This window comes from Nocardia sp. NPDC019323, assembly GCF_044389845.1.
Taxonomy (GTDB): domain Bacteria; phylum Actinomycetota; class Actinomycetes; order Mycobacteriales; family Mycobacteriaceae; genus Nocardia; species Nocardia implantans.
Genome location: NZ_JBIRYN010000001.1, coordinates 978,799 through 997,214, shown reverse-complemented (window position 1 = coordinate 997,214; position 18,416 = coordinate 978,799). Strand labels below are relative to the sequence as shown.

The following is an 18,416-nucleotide window of genomic DNA, read 5'->3' as shown; positions in this document are numbered from 1 at the left end:
TGACGGTGGACGACAGGATCGGACGGCGAATCGTGCTGATCACGGGCGCCTCCCGCGGGATCGGCGCGGAGACCGCCCGGGTGCTCGCGGCGCGCGGCGACCACGTGGTGATCAACTACCGGGAGAAGGCCAAGCGGGCCGACGCGCTGGCGGAGTCGATCCGGCAGGCGGGCGGCAGCGCGACGACGGCGGGCGCCGACATCGCCGACGCGGATTCGGCTCGTTCCCTGGTCGCCGGGGTCGTCGAAAAGTTCGGCCGTCTGGATGTGCTGGTGCTGAATGCGTCGGGCGGGCTGGAGCGCAATGCCCGCCCCGACTACGCGATGGCGCTCAATCGTGACGCGCAAGAACGGATCGTCCGACTGGCGTTGCCGCACATGCCGTCCGGCTCGCGCATCGTTTTCGTTACCAGCCACCAAGCGCACTTCCACGGCCGCAAGCCCGTCCCCGCCGACTACGAACCCATCGCCGCAAGCAAGCGCGCGGGCGAGGACGCGCTGCGCGCCATGATCCCGGATCTCACCGCCGCGGGCATCGCCTTGCACGTCGTCTCCGGTGACATGATCGACGGCACGATCATCGTCCAGCTGCTCGAGCGCCGAAACCCCGCCGCCGTCGCGGCGCGCCGAGAGCACGGTACTCTGCCCACGGTCACGGAGTTCGCCACCGCGGTGGCCGATGCCACCACCGCCCCCGCCCACCCCGGCCACACGATCTATATCGGCGGCCTGGACTACCTCGACGCGCAGGAGGTCGGTTCCTGAGGTCGACCCGGTCCGCAGCCGCGCTCACCTCGGTCGTAGAACTGGACTCGCCCTGGCGTCGAGCCCGCCGCGTCGATTGAAGTGGTTGCGATAGCGCCGAGCCGACCGGAACGCGCACTTCGATTTTCGCACCGTTCGATGATGTCGGGGGTGTTCCCTCGGTTCGACCGGCCAGGCGAGTTGCGCGACACCCTCGACCTGATGACGCGATTGGCCACGGAGCTGACTCCGAGTCCGCTGATCGACGTGCCGCCGGTGTGGACCCGGATCCGATCCTCGCCACCCATCCGGTCACCCGCGACGTGGATCGTGCGGCGGTCGACGCCTTCGTCTGCGCGCTCGCCGGATATCGGGCAATGGCCTGCCGGAAGCCGGGGCCGCCGCGCTCGCCGCGGTTGCGCACGCATCAGTCGTTGTTTGCCGGAGTCGCCGGAGAGTGGCTGGCGTGTCGGCTGGGTTGGCGATAATCCCAGGAGAGACGACTCTCTCGTCGAAAACCGTGAGGTCACTGAATGTTTGCGGAAGTTTGAGGGACGGCGCGCGACCGGATAAATCGGTCAATGGGCGTGTCGCGGTGGCGGAAGTGACCGAATTCGACGCGGGCCGGGCCACTCTCGGTCACGCTGGGCATATGTGGATGTTCGGGCAGTGCCGGGACACCGGCGAGGCAAGGCATCGAGGACGCGCTCGTGACGCGTCCACCCTGGTCGAGATGGGGGTCCGGAAAATGGAACAGGTGTCCGAGGCCCGGGTGATTCCGGGCAAGGAACTCCTGCTGGCCGCCTTCCGCGGCTTGCCGCACATGGATCATCCGATGCTGGAGGCGGCCGGAGAACTGGCTCAGCTGCACCAGACGCGGGAGCGGACTCCCGCGAGCCGGTGCGACAAACTCGACCGGCGCCGAGCGCAACTCGTGCGCGGCATCGACCGCTGGGTCACCTTGGCGACGCCGATCCCGCCGCCCGCCGCGCCCGAACACACCGAGACCGTCGGCCATATCGTGGACCGACTGGCCGTGCTGGCCGCCCAGGCGTTCGTGGCGCTGGCGCACGCGCCGGAATCGGTCTTCTACGACGCGTGGGTCCGCATCGATGAATTGGCCGACGGCTACCAGGATCTCGTCGACGACCTGCGGGCCGGAGCGAGACGACTACCGGAGGGGCGCTACGACCGCTGGTAGCCTATCGGCCCCGTCCGAACAGCCGGAACGAGCGCCGGCGTCGGCGCGGCAGGGTCGAATACACCATGGTCATGTCGGCGAAGACCTCCGCTTCCCGCTCGCGATCGACGCCGAAATCGGCACGGCCGAGCACATGTTCGATCGAGCGCGGCGAAATCGACGGCAGGATCACGGCCAACGAGGGCGGCACCGGGTTGCCGCGCTCTCGGTCCTTGTCGTGACCCAGGAGCATGTGGCCGACCTCGTGCAGGATGACGTGATCGGCGTTGCGGCCGGTCGCCGCGGCGTCGTAGACGATGATGTCGTCGTGCTTGCGTGCCACCCACAGGCCGCCTCCGCCGCAACCCGTGTCAGCCAACATCGCCTTCGGTACCGGGTGCAGGCTGATCGAGCGTCCGCGGTGGGCGGCCACCGCGGCCAGATAAGCGGTCAGGTTCCACGGGTTCGGGAGGGGCACGGTCCGGGCGGCATCCCCGAAACGAGCTTCCATGCTGGTCATCGGCGCCCACCTTACCTATCGGTCGGCGACTAGTCATCCGCGGAATCCGGGCATACCGTCGAAAGGTGATCGGCCGCCGGCCAACGCGATCGGATCACTCCGCGGCGGGCCCGCTGTCCAGAGGTTGCGCCCGCATGGCCCGGATGGCCAGATAGTTCAAGCCCCACAGCGCGATTCCGATGGCCAGCAGCACGCCGGCGATGGCGTACTGCCCCGGATTGCGGTCGGTGAACGGTGTGACGAGGAAGCCGCAGCTGAGCGCGCCCACGAAGGGCAGCGGCGTCGGCGTCTTGAAGTGCTTGTGCCCCACCGGGTCTCGACGCAGCACCAGCACGGCGACGTTGACCACCGTGAACACCGCGAGCAACAGCAATGCCGTGGTGCCACCGAGTTCGGGCACCTCACCGACGAACAGGATCAACCCGAGTGCGAGCAGCGTGGTGAAGACGATGGCGTTGTAGGGCGTCCTGCGGCGCTCGTGCACGCGGCCGAACGGCCGGGGCAGCACGCCTTGGCGGGCCATGCCGTAGATCAACCTGCTGGCCATCAGCATGTTGATCAGCGCCGAATTGGCGACGGCGAACATGGTGATGTAGGCGAAGATGTGGGTGGGGAAGCTCGGCGCGCCTGCCTCGACCACCTTCAGCAGCGGGGTGTCGCCCGCGCCGAGCTGATCGGCGGGCACGAGCGCGACCGCGCTGATCGACACCAGCACATAGATCAGGCCGGTGATGATCAGCCCGGCGAGCAGCACTTTCGGGAAGATCCGGGTGGGTTCCTTGCATTCCTCGGCCATGTTCACCGAGTCCTCGAAACCGACCATCGCGTAGAACGCGAGCGTGGTGGCCACGATGACGCCGCCCACCGCGTTGCGCTCCCCGGTGTCGAATTCGACGACGCGGGAGAAGTCGCCGTCGCCCACGCCGAGCGCCCAGCAGCCGATCCCGATGACGATCAGCAGTCCGGTCAGCTCCACGCAGGTGAGCACCACGTTGAGCTTCACGCCCTCGCTCACCCCGCGCAGGTTGACCGCCGCCACCACGGCCATGAACAGCAGCGCGATCACCGTCACCGCGGTGCCGCTGCCGAGATCGAGGTCGAAAGCCTCGGCGAAGTTGGCCGCGAACGCCCGCGAGGCGGTGGAAGCGGAGGTGATGCCGGAACTCATCACCGCGAAGGCGACCATGAACGTGAGGAAATGGATGCCGAAAGCCTTATGCGTGTACAAGGCCGCGCCCGCGGCGTGCGGGTACTTGGTGACCAGCTCCAGATAGCTGAACCCGGTGATGAGCGCGACCAGGAACGCCACCAGGAATGGCACCCACACCGCCCCGCCGACTTCGTTGGCCACCTTGCCGGTGAGCGCGTAGATGCCGGTGCCGAGGATGTCGCCGACGACGAACAGCAGGAGCAATCCCGGCCCCATCACCCGTTTGAGTTCGGGCCCGGAATCGGATGTCGGATCGGCAGTGACTTCGGACATGCGTCCTCCCCTCGGCAGTAGGCCGAGGGTACCCATTCCGGCGCGGAATAGTCGGGCACCGCGCGGTATTCGGCTTGATGTTCACCCGGGACGAGCCGGGCCGCTAATCCTCCCGGTCCATCCCGCGCACGGCCTCCACGATCATGGCCGCGGAGTCGCGCGGGCTCAGCGCCATGGCGCGGAGCTGATCGAAGATCACGCCGAAACGCCGGATCTCGGTGTGCCCCTCGATCAGTTCGTCACCCGCCATGCCCTCCACGTAGACCAGTTCCGGATCGGCGGGGTCGGGGAAGTCCAGCAAGGTGAACGAGCCGGCCATGCCGGGGTGCGCGCCCGCGTCGAAGGGCAGTATCTGCAGGATCACGTTCTTCCGTTTGATCTCCTGCAGCAGCCGCTCGAGCTGTCCGCGCATCACCACGGGCCCGCCGACGGTCCGGCGGATGGCCGCCTCGTCCAGGACGACCCACAGTTCGAGCGGGTCCTCCTTGGTCAGGTTGACGGCGCGATCCATCCTCGCCTTCGCCCTGCTCTCCATGACCGACGCCTCCAGCTTGGGCATCGAGGTATCGATCACGGCTGTCGCGTACTCGTAGGTCTGCAAAAGGCCCGGGATGAAGGAGGTCTGGTAGTGCCGGGCGGACAACGCCTCGGACTCGAAGTTGATGTAGGCGGCGTATACCTCCGACACACTGCCCTCGTAGGCGCGCGACATGCCGGGCTTCAGCGCGTCGGACAGCAACTCCAGTGCGTCCTCGCGCTGTTCGTCGCCGATACGGTAGAGGTCGAGCATCGCCATCAGCGTGCGCCGCTGCGGCCGCGCCTGCGCGGTTTCGATCCGGTACAGCGTGGTGACGTTGATGCCGGTCTTCGCGCTGACCTCTTCCTTGCTCAGCTGGGCGTTCTCGCGCATCTCGTGCAGCATCGCCGCCAGCCGCCGCAAACGGACGGTCAGTACGGTGCGCTTGCCTGCCATCAGTCCAACCCCTTCGGTCTGCGCACCTGCTGGAACGTGTTATGACGTTCGCCCTCGAATGCGGCCTGCGTGCAGCGGATCTGTGCCTGGTGTGGGCACAGCAACAGAGACTACCTCCCGTGATCCACGTTATGGTCGGTGTTTTCGCGCGCGGTTGCGGCCGGTGGGCGACATCGCGGGGTGAATCGGACCGACTGCTCGGTTACGCGGGCCTCCGGAGACTCGCCGAACTGCCCGGAGTCGCTTTCCGGGCGGCGGGAACGCCATTTCCCGCGCCCGATGGTCGCCGACCTCTGCCTCCGGTGTCCGACGGGATTCCGGCTCGCGATGGTCGTCGGGAATAGCGCTGGCCGCGGGTCGCGAAGCTATTGCAGATTAATTGCCAATGTATTCATACATATGCCATCGGGGAACTATGTCGAGGTAGATGCCACATTTTGAAGTGTGCCAAGAGTTTGCCACAATTTGGTTTCATCTCGTGTTCCCGACCATCGCCCCGGGTCGCCGATGGATAATGACCGCGTGACGAGGATGGACGACCTCGCGCTGAGAAGCGCCTCCGCGGTAGAGAGCGTCATCGCGGGCACGCCGCAGAGCGTGGGTAGCTTCCGCTTCTGGTTCGAGGATCAACGATGGGAATGGTCGGACGAAGCGGCCGCGATATACGGCTACACCGAGGGAAGCACGCGACCCAGTACGGAACTGTTGCTGGCGCACAAGCATCCCGACGACCGCGCACTGGTCGCCGATTCCATCGCCACCGCCGTGCACACCGGTGAGCCGTTCTGCGGACGCCACCGCGTCATCGACACCGCCGGGCGCGTCCATCACGTCATCGTCGTCGCCGATCGCATGCTCGACGACCAGGGTCTGATAATCGGCACCGCGGGTTATTTCATCGACGTGTCCGGCACGCTGGAGGAGAACCGGCAGGAGATCCTCGACGACACCCTGCCCGAACTGGTGGAATCGCGAGCGGTGATCGAGCAGGCCAAGGGCGTGCTCATGGTCGTCTACGGCATCAACGCCGAACAGGCGTTCCGGGTGCTGCAATGGCGCTCCCAGGAAACCAACATCAAGTTGCGGACGCTGGCGCGCCAGCTGGTCGGCGAGGTCCCCGCGATGGGCGGCGGACCCACGGCCCAACGGGCCCGCTTCGACCACCTGCTGCTGACCATGCACGACGTCCTGGCGACGAAATAAGCGCCGCGCCGGTGACCGAGATCCGATAGGCAGCCGTGCCCGCGGCTCCCGTGACATCAACGCTGCAGCGCCCTGCCGTGTCCTGAACCGGCCGCTTGCCTCCGTGTGCCACGGCTCCGCGCGCCGCGGAGCGAACTCCCCGTTTGCCGCAGCGTCGCCGCCGAATGCGCGCTGCGCCAACGTCATCCAGGGCGCGGGGGTTGCGTGATCTTCGCCCTTCGACCGGTCCCACTACCGATAAGTCGGAGACAATTCATTAGAAGTAACCATAGTGGGAGGGAGTCGTTGTGGTCAGTGAGTACACATCGGCACTCGAGCGGGAAATCCTCGACATGCGCGCGCAACACGAGACGTTGCTGCGGACCGGGCGGCAGTGGTCGTTGCGCGCGATGTTCGGCACACCCGATTGGGACATCGTCGATTACTGCCGCGACTTCCGGCCCAGCCGGTTCGGGGAACAAGCCTGTGCGGAGGTGGAACGCTTCTGCCGCGAGCACGGGATCTGGCTCGAGCCCGCGGGCCCGCACTACAACAGCATGACGCCCTATCTGCATCCCGGCGCCGTCAGCGCCGAACGGATGACGATCATCGGCCTGTACAACGCCATCCTGTTCTGGCTCAACGACACCGTGGGACGGGAGAAGTTCGGGCACCTCGGCGACGAGGAACAGCGACAGGCGCGGGTGGCGATCGACCGGCTGTGCGTGCTGCTGCGCACCCGGTCGGCGCCGCGTGACGCCACCCCGCTGGAAACCTCGACCTCGGCGTTCCTCACGAGGTTGTCCGCCAGCGCGGACGCGGACTGGCTCGACCGATTCGTCGAATCCACCATCGAGCACCTGCGGCCCGCGATCCAGGATCAGAACGCCCGCGCCCGCGGCGGGTTGCTCAGCGTCGCGGAGTACATCGATCTGCGGGCCCAGGTCTCGGGCATGTATCCGGCGATCGCGCTGTGCGAGTTCGGCCGGGACGACTACCTGCCCTGGGAGCGGATCCGGCGGGCCGGGCCTGCCGAGGAGCTGCTGCGGCTACGGGTGCTGACCGTGGAGATCGGCGCGCTGATGAACGACGTGTTCTCCTTCGAGAAGGAGTGCATCGTCGATCTGGCCGATTTCAACCTGATCCCGGCGCTGCTGCTGAACCATCCCGGATGGTCGCTGGCGGACGCCGTGGTTGGCGCCACCGAGATCGTGCGCGCGCGCCTGACCGAGTTCCGGGAACTGTGCGCGGCGGCCACCGAACGATGCGACCGCCTCGCGGCGGAGGACGCCGCCTTGGCGGCCACCGTCGCCACCCACATCACCGATCTGATCGCCTGCGTGCAGGCGACCTGGGTCTGGCAGGTGAAGACCCTGCGGTACAAGGGTGCGTCTATTTTCCGGGAGAACGGGTTGCAGTAGCGCCCCGCCCTCACCATTCCTGGGAATGCTTCCAGGCGGCAGTACTCGACGGTCTCGAACATGTGTGGATACGATGCGTCGGGGGCTATCTCCGGCCTGAATGGTGAGGGGGTTGCGGTGGAACAGATCGAACTCGCCAGGATGGCGAACTTGTGGTGGCGCGCTCTGCAGGCCGTCGCCGGTGGGTCCGCGTCTGTACCGGACCCCGAGATCGTGCTGCTCGGGATGGTGGAGGAACTGGCTTCCGGCGTGGAAGCCGAGCCTTTCGACGCGAGCGTGGGCAGGCGCGTGGGCGCGGCGCTGGCCTCCACCGGATTGGCCGACCCGGCCGTGCCGAGTACGTCCGCCCAGGTCTTGTACGGATTGGCCGAACACGCGGCGTCCCCGGAGGCCGGGCGACGACTGGCGGCGCTGCTCGCCGAGGTCGGTCAGGGCTACGAGGCGCAGACGCGCGCGCACGAGGACGCGCGCCGATCCGATGACGCGCGCTTTCGCGTGGTGTTCGACAACGCGGCGATCGCCATCGCCATCGGGGACACCGACGGGACGTTGCTCGATGTCAACCGGGGTCTGGCCGAGATGATCGGGGTCCCGGTGGAGAGCCTGCGCGGGGTGTCGGTCTACGACTTCGCCCACCCCAACGACCGCGAGGCGATTCGCACGCTGGTGTACGAGAAGCTGGTCCCGGCCGGCGCGGGCACGGTGAAACTGGAGCAGCGCATCCGGCGCGCCGACGACAGCTACGGGTGGGCGTCGTTCGCCATCACCTTCGTCAAGGGCACGGACGGGCAGAGCGATTACCTGCTCGCGGTCGGTGAGGACGTCACCGAGCAGCACCGGATGCGCGAGGAACTGCATCGGCAGGCCCGGCACGATCCGCTCACCGGCCTGCCGAACCGTCGCCACCTCATCGAACGCATCGACGCGATGATCGCCGACGCGCGCAACGGGGATCGAGCGGGATTGTGTTTCGTCGACATCGACCGCTTCAAACACATCAACGATCGCTACGGCCACGGCACCGGTGACCAGATCTTGACCGCGGTCGCCGAACGCCTGCAGGACAGCGTGCGCGGAACCGGCTGTCTGGTCGCCCGCATCGGCGGGGACGAGTTCGTCGCGCTGATCCCGCCGCCGGCCAGCGATCACCGGGTGGCCACCGTGGCGAACAGCCTGCTGGAGGCGCTGGTAGATCCGATCACGGCTGGTGACCGGCGACTACGCATGTCGATCAGTATCGGCGCGGTGGTCACCGCGGTCGCGGGCGCGGATGCCGAGTCGCTGCTCGACGCGGCCGACACCGGCCTCTACCGGGCGAAGGCCGACGGCAAGGGCCGGTGGGTGTTGCACATTCTGGACACCGACACCTCCCTCGGCCCGCAACCGGTGTTGTGAACGGCGGTGCGATCCTTTGCGCACAGGGGCGGCCGAGTGGTGTCCGAGCGTTCGCATTCGAGTGGAAGCGGCCGCGGCGCGGGAGTTCAGGAGGCCGATGGTTGCTCAGCGGGCCAGCAACCTGTGCAGGAACGCGGGTGGGACCATCGGCCGTTCCTCGTCCCAGTGGCCTTCGCGCAGGTCGTAGCTCAGACTGTGCAGCAGTGAGATGATCCACGGTCCCTCGTCGAGCAGCGGCCGGATGAGACCGGCGTCGGCGTACCGGAGAACGACCGGGACCAGTTCGTCCTTCGCCGCCTCGGTCTTGCCCGACGCCGCGAGGCACGACGCGAGCAGCAGCGATGCCTGTGCCGCGGCGCGCGGGCGTCGATCGGCGTCGATGGAGTCCCGCAGCTGACCGGCGCGCGCGGCAGCGGCGGCGGCTCTCTTGGCGGCTCCCGAACGCAGCAGCATGCGGATCGCGGAATCCTCGCGCATCTCCGCGGCCATCGTGGCGATACCGCCTTCCCCGGCCGGCGGTTCGGTGACGTAGGTGGCCGTCAGGCCGAGCCGCACCTGCTCGTTGGCCACGCGGGTGGCCAGGCGCGGCAATTTCAGGGCCCGCGCCACCTCGGCGCCTTCGTCCAGCCGTCGCGCGGCGGCGGCCAGGTCACCGCGCAGGGCTTTGATCCGCGCGCCGGTGGCGTAGTTGGCCATCAGCAAGTCCACCGGACCGCCCTCGGTGCCGAGCCTGCCCGCCTCGTCGAGCAGGCGCTCGGCCGCGGCGAGCTGGTCGCGTTCGTACAGCAGTTCGCCGAGCAGCGCGCCGGCCAGCCGGGCGGCATAAGACCGCGGGCCCGAGGAACTGGTGGATATCTCGACGGCGGTGCGGAAGCTGTGTTCGGCCGTGGCGATGTCGAGCTGTTCCCTGGCCGCGATGCCGACCAGGCAGTGGCTGTACATCAAGGTGAACGTGCTGCGGTTCTTCCGGTAGAAGGGGGTGGCCCAGTCGTTCCACTCCCGCGCTCCCTCGTAGTCGAACTTGCTGATCGCGGAGAACGCGGCGAGGTTGGCGGCCGCGCACAGCGCCCACGGTCCCAACGTGTCGGCCCGGCCCAGGCATTTGCCGACCACGGCGTCCAAGCCTTCCGGATGGTCGCCGAACGCGCGTTCCACGCTCTCGATGAGGTCGGCCTCGAGCGTGAGATCGGGATCGGCGGCCGGATCGTTGTCCAGCGACGCCCGCACCAGCCGTAACGCGGCATGCAATTCGGTGGGCCGCCGCAGCAGCACGTGCGTCCAGGCGACGCCGACCTGGAGCATGGGACGGGTCGCGGCGATGGCGGGCGGGAGTTTGGCCAGCAGTCCCAGGAACGTGGCGAGCTGCCCGTCCTGCACCAGAGCGCGGGATTTCCCCTCGAGGAGATCGACGGCCATGTCGCCGTCGTCCGCGGCCAGCGCGTGGTCGATGGCCTCGCTGAGCATCCCGTGGTCGCCGAACCACGTGGCCGCCTTGCAGTGCAGTTCGCGAACGCGCTCGGGATTGTCGCGCTCGAGTCGCTGACGCAGGAACTCCGCGAAGAGATGGTGGTAGCGGAACCATTCGCCGCTGTCGTCGACGCGGCGCAGGAACAGGTTGCGGCGTTCGAGGTTCTCCAGCAGAGACTGCCCGTGCGGCATCCCGGTCAGCGCCGTGGCGAGACTGCCGGAGATCCGGTCGGGAAGGGAAGTGGCGAGCAACACCTCGCGCAGTTCGGGCTCGACGGTGTCGAGCACGTTCTCGGCCAGGTACTCCGCGATGGCGTGATGGCGCCCGGACAGGTGAGCGATGAGCGAGGCCGGATCGGGGTGCTCGCGCAACGACAGGGAGGCCAGCTGCAACGCCGCCGCCCAGCCCTCGGTGTAGTCGCGCAACTCGGCGCTCTCGGTGTCGGCCAGGGTGAGGCCGGTCTGCTCGGTGAGGAAGGCCTGTGCCTCCTCGGTGTCGAAACGCAATGCGGCGGCGTCGATTTCGACGAGCTGGTGCCGAACGCGCAGGGTGCCGAGCGGAAGGCCCTCCAGCGACCGGCTGGTCAGGATGATCTGCAGGTGCCGCGGACCCTGGTCGATCAGGTAGAGCAGGGCGTCGACGGCGGCGGGATCGGTGATCCGGTCCCAGTCGTCGATCACCAGGGCGAATCGTTGCTCGCCTTCATCGATGGCGTTGATCAGCGTGGTGAGCACGTAGCGCGCGGCGGCGGTGTCGCCCTCTTCCAGGACCGGGGCCAGGCCGGGCGCCAGCGTGGGGCTCACACGGTTGAACGCCTCGGTCAGGTGGGTCAGCAACCAGACCACGTTGTTGTCGTCGCGATCGACGTTCAACCAGGCCACCGCCACGTTCTCGGTGTCGGCGAGGCGCTTGGCCCATTGGGCCGCCAGTGTGCTCTTGCCGAACCCGGCCGGTGCGTGGATGACGGCCAGGCGGGGTCGCGGCTCGGTCTGCAACGCGTTGATCAGGCGCTCGCGCTGGACCAGCGGGCGGGTGGACATCGCAGGGCGGAACTTCGTCTCGGGAGTCGGCGGCGTCTTCGGGTGGGGAGTGGGAAAACGCGCGGTGGCGGTCATCGGCCGGGTGCTGAGGTCCTCGGGCGCCGGCTGCGCGCCCGCGGGAAGGGTCATGTGCTCGACCGGCATGTCGTTGCCGCGCTGGAACTCGCGCAGCATCTCGCCGAACGCGGCGGCCGAGGGCGGCCGATCCGCGGGATTATGCGCCATGCTGGCCTCGATGGCGGCCGCGACCTCGTCGGGGATGCCGTCGAGCCGCAGGTCCGGCAGCGGGTCGGCGGAGATGCGCAGGAACTGCGCGACGATCTGCTCGCCGGAACGCCGCTCGTAGGCGGCGTGACCGGTGATCATGGCGAACAGCGTCGCGCCGAGCCCGTAGACGTCCGAGGCGACCGAGGGAACGCCGGAGCGCAGCACCTCCGGCGCGGTGAACGCGGGTGAGCCGGTCACCACTCCCGTGGTGGTCTCGAAACCGCCTTCGACCCGGGCGATCCCGAAATCGGTCAGTTGCGGCTCGCCGTAGTCGGTGAGCAGCACATTTCCCGGCTTGATGTCGCGGTGCAGGATGCCGGCCCGGTGCGCGGTCTCCAGAGCGCCCGCCAGCTTGACGGTGATCGCGATCGCCTCGGGCAACGGCAGGAAGCCTTCCCGGCGGATGCGGTTCTCCAGCGAACCGCGCGAGTGATACGGCATCACCAGGTAGGGGCGTCCGCTGCGGGTGGTGCCCACTTGCAGGATCGGCACGATGTTCGGATGCCCGGACAGGGCGCCCATGGCCTGCTGCTCGCGCAGGAAACGTTCGACGTTCTCCGGCTCCAGTTCGGGGCGTGCGGTGAGGACCTTGACCGCGACGCTGCGGTTCAACGCCCGTTGCCTGCAGCGGTAGACCACACCGAACCCGCCCTTGCCGATCACTTCGGGATCGTCGAGACCCGCGCCCTCCAGTTCCCGCTCGATACCTGGAGGCCGATCGTGCTGTGTGGCGAACGGGTCCGATCCTGCCATGGCCCTGCTCTGTGTCGGATGTCTGTGGTCCTGCGGTTGGATACCCAGTTTATGCCCAGCGAACCGCACCCTTGGTTATTACGCCTGATATAGACAATGAGGTGGGGAGGGTATTGTCGCCGGGCCCCCGCCTGTCGATCCGGTCTGGTCGCCGCGATTCGGCAATCTCATTTCCAGCGCGGTGAAAAGAGCTGGGGCGCAGAGATTTCGCCGTGGAATCGGCCTATGGCGAACTTTATGAGCGGGGGTGTTCGAGTGGCTATGACGTATGTCAGAATCCGCGCATGACCATCGACGTCTGGGCGCAGCATCCGACCCGGCGGTTCCTCGCCGACGACATGTTCGCCTCGCTGCGGCGGTGGACCGGAGCCGTGATACCCACCGACGAGATCCCGCTGTCGTTCACCCTCGATGCGATGGACGCCGCGGGCGTCGAACGAGCGTTCATCTCGGCGTGGCACGGGCCGGAAGGCGTGCTCATCTCCAACGACGAGGTCGCGGCCTGGGCGGCCGAGGCGCCGGAGCGCCTGCTTCCGGTCGCGTCGGTGGACCTGCGCAGGCCGATGGACGCGGTCCGGGAACTGCGCCGCCGCGTCGACCAGGGCTTCAAGGGGCTGCGGGTGCTCCCGTGGCTGTGGGAGGCGCCGCCGACCGATCGGCGCTTCTATCCGTTGTTCGCGGCGTGCGTCGATTCGGGAATCCCGTTCTGCACGCAAGTCGGGCACACGGGGCCGTTGCGGCCGTCGGAAACCGGGCGTCCCATCCCGTACATCGATCAGGTCGCGCTCGACTTCCCCGAGTTGACGATCGTCTGCGGGCACATCGGTTATCCGTGGACCGAGGAGATGATCGCGGTCGCGCGCAAGCACGAGAACGTCGTCATCGATACCTCGGCGTACACGACCAAACGACTTCCGCCGGAATTGGTCTCATACCTGAAGTCCGGAAGTGGCCGCCGCAAGGTGCTGTTCGGCACGAATTATCCGATGATCTTCCCGCAGCACGCGCTCGACGGCCTCGCCGCTCTCGGCTTGGACGACGAGACGCGCGAGCTGTATCTGGACGGCAATGCCCGAAGGGTTTTCGGACTGGCCGGTTGACCGACTTACGCGGCGGCGTGTCGGCGGCGCGTTTGCGCGACGATGGGCGGTTCGGGCCATAGGATTCCCCGGCGCGCATCGTGAGGAGGTCGAATGCTCTGGGTTGTACAGGTGTTCGCCGTCGCGGCCGCCTTGCTCCATGTCGGCATCTTCGTCATGGAGTCCGTGCGGTTCGGCGACCCCAAGGTGTACCAGGGGGTCTTCCGGGTTTCCGGAGCCGAGCTGGCAGCGGCGCGGCCGTGGGCGTTCAATCAGGGTTTCTACAACTTGTTTCTCGCGGTGACGACGCTGGTCGGCGTGGCGATCCTGCGAACGGTGCCGGAGGCGGGGTGGGCTCTGGTGCTCGCCGGTTGCGGGTCGATGCTGGCCGCTGCGGTGGTGCTGGTGGCACACGACCGCCGCTTCGCCAGGGGTGCGGTGGTGCAGGGCGCGCTGCCCGCGCTGACCTTGCTCGCCGCCGTGACCCAGCTGTAACCCGTCCGCGTAGCCGACGGGCGGCCGAGCGCCGGTGGGGCGGTGCGAAATCGGTGTGACTGCGCGATTGCTTCGGCGAGGGTTTCGACGCCGCGCGATCAATCGGCAGCGCATTCTCGGCTACCGAAAGTTCGAAGCGGTGGGCGAATTCGCACGCGCGAGCCGGTGAACGGCCGTACGGATGGCGGGCAGCCGGTAGCGCTCGTCATCGCCGATCGGTGCCGGGCGTGCACGGTCGATGCGCCGAAAAAGGTTGCGACCGGTCTGCTCTGAGTGTCCGCGCGTCGTCAGCAGCCCTTGACCGCAGAAATGCGGACGCAATCTTGCGTTCTTGCATCTGTACGTGCATGATCCAGCTAGCCTAGTTGTGACAACCCATCCGATGGCCGGGATAACCGAATCGAGAGCCAATTATGTTGGTAGAAACAGCGTTGGGGTCGGGTCAACTCGGAGTGTGGCGGTGAGCGCGCCGACGGTCGGCGCCTTACCGACCGCGCCGCAATTGTTGTGTGCTTTCCAGGGACGGCGTTTCCAGGACCGGGAACTGCTGCGGTCCGCGCACGCACTCGCCGAGCTGCACCAGCGCCGCGCGCAGGTGGTGGACGCCGCACTCGTCGCCGAGATCGACTGCCGGCGCCGCGAACTGGTAGACGAGATCAACGACTGGGTCGCGCAGGAGATCCCGCAGCATCGCAACGGGGCTTCGTTGCACACCGAAAGCCTGGGCGCCGTGGTCGACCGGATGGCACGTAGCTGGGTGGACGCCAATCAGGTCATCCACTCCGAGGGCGGGCGCAGCGACAACACCCATAAACACTGGTACCAACTGGCCGAACTCGTTGACGGGTACACTGACCTGGTAACCGACGTGGCCGGTGGCCGCCGCCGTTTGCCCGAACAGTGAGTTCGTCGCGACGGTGGTCTCGTCCGCGGTAGTGACACTGCCCCGCAGCGTCACTCGTCCGAATGGCGACGTCCCGGCGCCGAGTCTCGCGACCAGTGGCTCCAGCCGGGCGCTCTTGTCGCCGGCACAGTGACGGCGGGCGCAACGGGGCGCCCCGCCCGGCGTGCCGCGTGGTCGACTGGCGCGGCACGCCCGTGACGGATTCACCTGCGTGGCAACTGTTCAGCGACTGTTACTCGACCGCCGATGCGCGCTGCCCTGCGGGCGCGGCGTCTGCGCAGATAGCGCCGGATCCGGCTGGCGCAGAAGTACACCAGCGCCAGGCCGAGGACGAGCAGCACCGCCGCGATCACCGCCGCCGCCAGCGGGTGGAACACGGCCAGGGTGACCACGCCCGCGACGGTCACGTCCTCGGCGGTGCTGACCACGATATTGCTGGCGGGCTCGGGGGAGGTGTTGACCGCCATGCGGGTTCCCGCCTTCACCAAGTGGCTCACCAGCGCGGCCGTACCGCCGACCGCGCCCGCGGCGAGTTGCGGCAGCGAACCGTCCTGTCCCGCCAGCAGAGCCGCGACCACGGCGCCCGCGATCGGCCGCACCACGGTGTGCACCGCGTCCCAGAACGAGTCGAGATACGGGATCTTGTCCGCCACGGCCTCGATCAGGAACAACGCCGCCGCCGCGATCAGGACATCGGTGCGCTGCAACCCTTCCGGCACCGAATCGGTGAATCCGAACCGGCCGAGGAGGCCGAGCAGCAGCACCACCGCGTAGGCGTTCACGCCGCTGGCCCAGCCTGCGGTGAAGATGAGAGGGAGTGCGGACACGAGCCCATGGTATGGCGACGGGGTGACAGTCTGCCCTGCGCTGCACCGAGTCCGCCCGGGGGCAGGCGAGCCCCCGCGGCCCCACTTCGACCAGGTCTCGGCGACCCGGTCAACCGGACCGCGGTCCGGCACTGTTCCCGCTGGCCCTCGGCATCGGCGTGGTCGGCCGATTACGCTGTTCGCTATGTCTGTCCGCACTCGCAAGCCCCTCGTCCCGGGCACGCTGTCGCCCACCCGTGAAGTCCCGCGCGCCATCGAGCGCCCGGAATACGCGTGGAAGAAGACCGCCGACGAGGGGCGCGAGCCCTGGGTGCAGACCGCGGAGACGATCGAGAAGATGCGCATCGCGGGCAAGATCGCCGCGCAGGCGCTGGAAGAGGCGGGCAAGGCGGTCGCGCCGGGCGTCACCACCGACGAGCTGGACCGCATCGCGCACGAGTACATGTGCGACCACGGCGCCTACCCGTCCACCCTCGGTTACAAAGGGTTCCCGAAGTCGTGCTGCACCTCGCTGAACGAGGTCATCTGCCACGGCATCCCGGACTCGACTGTGATCGAGGACGGCGACATCGTCAACATCGACGTCACCGCCTACATCAACGGCGTGCACGGCGACACCAACAAGACCTTCCTCGCCGGTGACGTCGACGAGGAGGTGCGCCTGCTGGTCGAGCGGACCGAGGAGGCCACCATGCGGGCGATCAAAGCGGTGCGTCCCGGCCGGGCGCTGAACGTGATCGGCCGCGTCATCGAGTCCTACGCCAACCGTTTCGGCTACGGCGTGGTGCGCGACTTCACCGGCCACGGTGTCGGCCCGACCTTCCACAGCGGGCTGGTGGTGCTGCACTACGACCAGCCCGCGGTGGAGACGATCATCGAACCCGGCATGACGTTCACCATCGAGCCGATGATCAACCTCGGCGGCATCGACTACGAGATCTGGGACGACGGCTGGACCGTGGTCACCAAGGACCGCAAGTGGACCGCCCAGTTCGAGCACACCTTGGTCGTCACCGAGTCCGGGGCCGAGATCCTGACCCTCCCGTGACCGGCGCTGCGGCCGGGCTCCGGAAGACCGGCCTGCGATGAAGGGCGCGTTGCTGGTCGCCGGCACGACTTCGGACGCGGGGAAGAGCGTCGTCGTGGCCGGGATCTGCCGGATGCTGGCGCGGCGCGGCGTGCGCGTCGCGCCGTTCAAGGCGCAGAACATGTCGAACAACTCCGTGGTCACCCTCGACGGCGGGGAGATCGGGCGGGCCCAGGCGCTGCAGGCCCAGGCCTGCGGGCTGGAGCCGAGCGTGCGGTTCAATCCCGTCCTGCTCAAACCGGGCAGCGACCGCCGCTCCCAGCTGGTGGTGCGGGGCCGGGCGATCGGCACGGTCGGCGCCGAGGACTATTTCCGGCATCGGCGCCGGTTGCGCGAGGTGGTGGCCGCCGAGCTGGCCGCGCTGCGCGCCGAGTTCGACGTGGTCGTCTGCGAGGGCGCCGGTTCACCCGCCGAGATCAACCTGCGCGCGACGGATCTGGCGAACATGGGTCTCGCGCGCGCCGCCGCGCTGCCGGTGCTGCTGGTCGGGGACATCGATCGCGGCGGCGTGCTCGCCCATCTGTTCGGCACCGTGGCCATCCTGGAACCCGAAGACCAGCGATTGATCTCGGGTTTCGTCGTCAACAAGTTCCGCGGCTCGGTGCAGCTGCTGCGGCCGGGGCTGGAGCGTCTCACCGAACTCACCGGCCGTCCCACCCTGGGCGTGCTGCCCTACGTAGATGACCTCTGGATCGATGCGGAGGACTCGCTGGGCACCGTCGCCGACGCGCCGGTGGGCCGCCCCCGGCCGCCGGTGGGCGACGAATGGCTGACAGTCGCCGCGATCCGGCTGCCGCGCATCTCCAATTCCACCGACGTCGAGGCGCTGGCCTGCGAACCCGGCGTCGCGGTGCGCTGGGTGAGCGAGCCGTCCCGGCTGGCGGACGCCGATCTGGTGGTGCTGCCCGGCAGCAAGGCGACGGTGTCGGATCTGGGGTGGCTGCGGCGTACCGGCATCGCCGACGCGCTGGTGGCGCGGGCCGCCGCCGGCGATCCCATCCTGGGCGTGTGCGGCGGATATCAGATGCTCGGCGCTCGTATCGTCGACCGGGTCGAGTCCGGCGCGGGCGAGGTGGAAGGGCTCGGGCTGCTGGACTTGACCGTCGAATTCGCCGACCCGAAAGTGTTGCGCCGCAGCGCGGGGCACGCCGCGGGCGTCGCCGTGCGCGGCTACGAGATCCATCACGGCCGCGTCACGCACCGTGGCGACCCGGCGTGGCTCACCGTCGACGGCGAGCCGGAGGGCAGCGTCCGAGGCGCGGTGTGGGGCACGCACCTGCACGGGCTGCTGGAATCCGACGAATTCCGCCGCAGGTGGCTGCGCACTGTCGCCGCGGCGGCGCGGCGGTCGGGTTTCGCTGTGGCCGAGGATGTCTCGGTCGCTGCGGTGCGCGCCGCGCAACTCGATCTGCTGGCCGATCTGACCGAAGCCCATCTCGACCTCGCCGCGCTCGAGCGCCTGCTGGCCGAGGGCGCGCCCGCCGGTCTGCCGATCCTGGCCACCGACGTGCTCGCCCCGAGCGACCGTATCGGTTGACGGGAGCCACCCCGCGCCTTACCTTGCAGTAAGGAATTCGGCTCCAGGTAAGGCTGGGTCGA

General features: G+C 68.3%; 15 protein-coding genes. 10 read left to right on the top strand and 5 right to left on the bottom strand.

From position 1 onward, the window contains the following. The first annotated feature begins 5 nt into the window (after positions 1-5). Both ACH49X_RS04720 and ACH49X_RS04715 read left to right on the top strand, forming a co-directional pair. A complete protein-coding gene (locus ACH49X_RS04720) occupies positions 6-764 on the top strand; it encodes an SDR family oxidoreductase (RefSeq protein ID WP_397068856.1) in 759 nt (252 codons plus the stop codon). A gap of 583 nt (positions 765-1,347) precedes the next feature. Then, positions 1,348-1,944 carry a DUF4254 domain-containing protein gene (locus ACH49X_RS04715; protein WP_323124223.1) on the top strand — a complete coding sequence of 199 codons (597 nt, stop codon included), beginning with the start codon at positions 1,348-1,350 and terminating at the stop codon, positions 1,942-1,944. A gap of 1 nt (position 1,945) precedes the next feature. On the opposite strand, the gene ACH49X_RS04710 is transcribed toward ACH49X_RS04715, so the two are convergent. The 3 genes from ACH49X_RS04710 to ACH49X_RS04700 form a co-directional block, all read right to left on the bottom strand. Beyond that, on the bottom strand, positions 1,946-2,443 hold the full coding sequence (locus tag ACH49X_RS04710; protein WP_195078762.1) for a hypothetical protein: 498 nt from the start codon (positions 2,441-2,443) through the stop codon (positions 1,946-1,948). A 94-nt stretch (positions 2,444-2,537) separates the two neighbouring features. Further along, positions 2,538-3,926 (bottom strand): APC family permease, encoded by a 1,389-nt coding sequence (locus tag ACH49X_RS04705; RefSeq protein WP_357206851.1) that lies wholly within the window; start codon positions 3,924-3,926, stop codon positions 2,538-2,540. Positions 3,927-4,029: 103 nt separating this feature from the next. Beyond that, the gene (locus ACH49X_RS04700) at positions 4,030-4,899 is read right to left on the bottom strand and encodes a helix-turn-helix transcriptional regulator (RefSeq protein WP_195078764.1); all 870 of its coding nucleotides are present in this window, start codon (positions 4,897-4,899) and stop codon (positions 4,030-4,032) included. Positions 4,900-5,430: 531 nt separating this feature from the next. On the opposite strand from ACH49X_RS04700, the gene ACH49X_RS04695 reads away from it, so the two are divergent. From ACH49X_RS04695 to ACH49X_RS04685, 3 genes are all read left to right on the top strand, one after another. After that, entirely contained in the window at positions 5,431-6,102 is a 672-nt protein-coding gene (locus ACH49X_RS04695) for a PAS and ANTAR domain-containing protein (RefSeq protein ID WP_195078940.1), read from the top strand. 287 nt (positions 6,103-6,389) lie between these two features. Further along, positions 6,390-7,502: a terpene synthase family protein gene (locus ACH49X_RS04690; RefSeq protein ID WP_357107575.1), complete on the top strand. Its 1,113-nt coding sequence runs from the start codon at positions 6,390-6,392 to the stop codon at positions 7,500-7,502. Positions 7,503-7,619: 117 nt separating this feature from the next. Beyond that, positions 7,620-8,897 (top strand): diguanylate cyclase domain-containing protein, encoded by a 1,278-nt coding sequence (locus tag ACH49X_RS04685; protein ID WP_323124224.1) that lies wholly within the window; start codon positions 7,620-7,622, stop codon positions 8,895-8,897. 105 nt (positions 8,898-9,002) lie between these two features. On the opposite strand, the gene ACH49X_RS04680 is transcribed toward ACH49X_RS04685, so the two are convergent. Further along, on the bottom strand, positions 9,003-12,425 hold the full coding sequence (locus ACH49X_RS04680; RefSeq protein ID WP_357206850.1) for a protein kinase: 3,423 nt from the start codon (positions 12,423-12,425) through the stop codon (positions 9,003-9,005). A gap of 284 nt (positions 12,426-12,709) precedes the next feature. Here ACH49X_RS04680 and ACH49X_RS04675 point away from each other — a divergent pair, with 284 nt between their 5' ends. The 3 genes from ACH49X_RS04675 to ACH49X_RS04665 all read left to right on the top strand — a co-directional run bounded on the left by ACH49X_RS04675 (position 12,710) and on the right by ACH49X_RS04665 (position 14,903). Continuing rightward, positions 12,710-13,525: an amidohydrolase family protein gene (locus ACH49X_RS04675; RefSeq protein WP_357206848.1), complete on the top strand. Its 816-nt coding sequence runs from the start codon at positions 12,710-12,712 to the stop codon at positions 13,523-13,525. A 93-nt stretch (positions 13,526-13,618) separates the two neighbouring features. Beyond that, the gene (locus tag ACH49X_RS04670) at positions 13,619-13,999 is read left to right on the top strand and encodes a DUF1304 domain-containing protein (RefSeq protein WP_195078768.1); all 381 of its coding nucleotides are present in this window, start codon (positions 13,619-13,621) and stop codon (positions 13,997-13,999) included. A 544-nt stretch (positions 14,000-14,543) separates the two neighbouring features. Next, positions 14,544-14,903: a DUF4254 domain-containing protein gene (locus ACH49X_RS04665; RefSeq protein ID WP_195078942.1), complete on the top strand. Its 360-nt coding sequence runs from the start codon at positions 14,544-14,546 to the stop codon at positions 14,901-14,903. 203 nt (positions 14,904-15,106) lie between these two features. Here ACH49X_RS04665 and ACH49X_RS04660 read toward each other — a convergent pair whose 3' ends face one another. After that, positions 15,107-15,730 carry a DUF4126 domain-containing protein gene (locus ACH49X_RS04660; RefSeq protein ID WP_357206844.1) on the bottom strand — a complete coding sequence of 208 codons (624 nt, stop codon included), beginning with the start codon at positions 15,728-15,730 and terminating at the stop codon, positions 15,107-15,109. Positions 15,731-15,914: 184 nt separating this feature from the next. On the opposite strand from ACH49X_RS04660, the gene map reads away from it, so the two are divergent. Together map and ACH49X_RS04650 are read left to right on the top strand one after the other, a co-directional pair. Then, positions 15,915-16,778 (top strand): type I methionyl aminopeptidase, encoded by an 864-nt coding sequence (gene map, locus ACH49X_RS04655; protein ID WP_195078770.1) that lies wholly within the window; start codon positions 15,915-15,917, stop codon positions 16,776-16,778. Positions 16,779-16,815: 37 nt separating this feature from the next. Further along, entirely contained in the window at positions 16,816-18,354 is a 1,539-nt protein-coding gene (locus ACH49X_RS04650; protein ID WP_195078771.1) for a cobyric acid synthase, read from the top strand. Positions 18,355-18,416 lie beyond the last annotated feature (62 nt).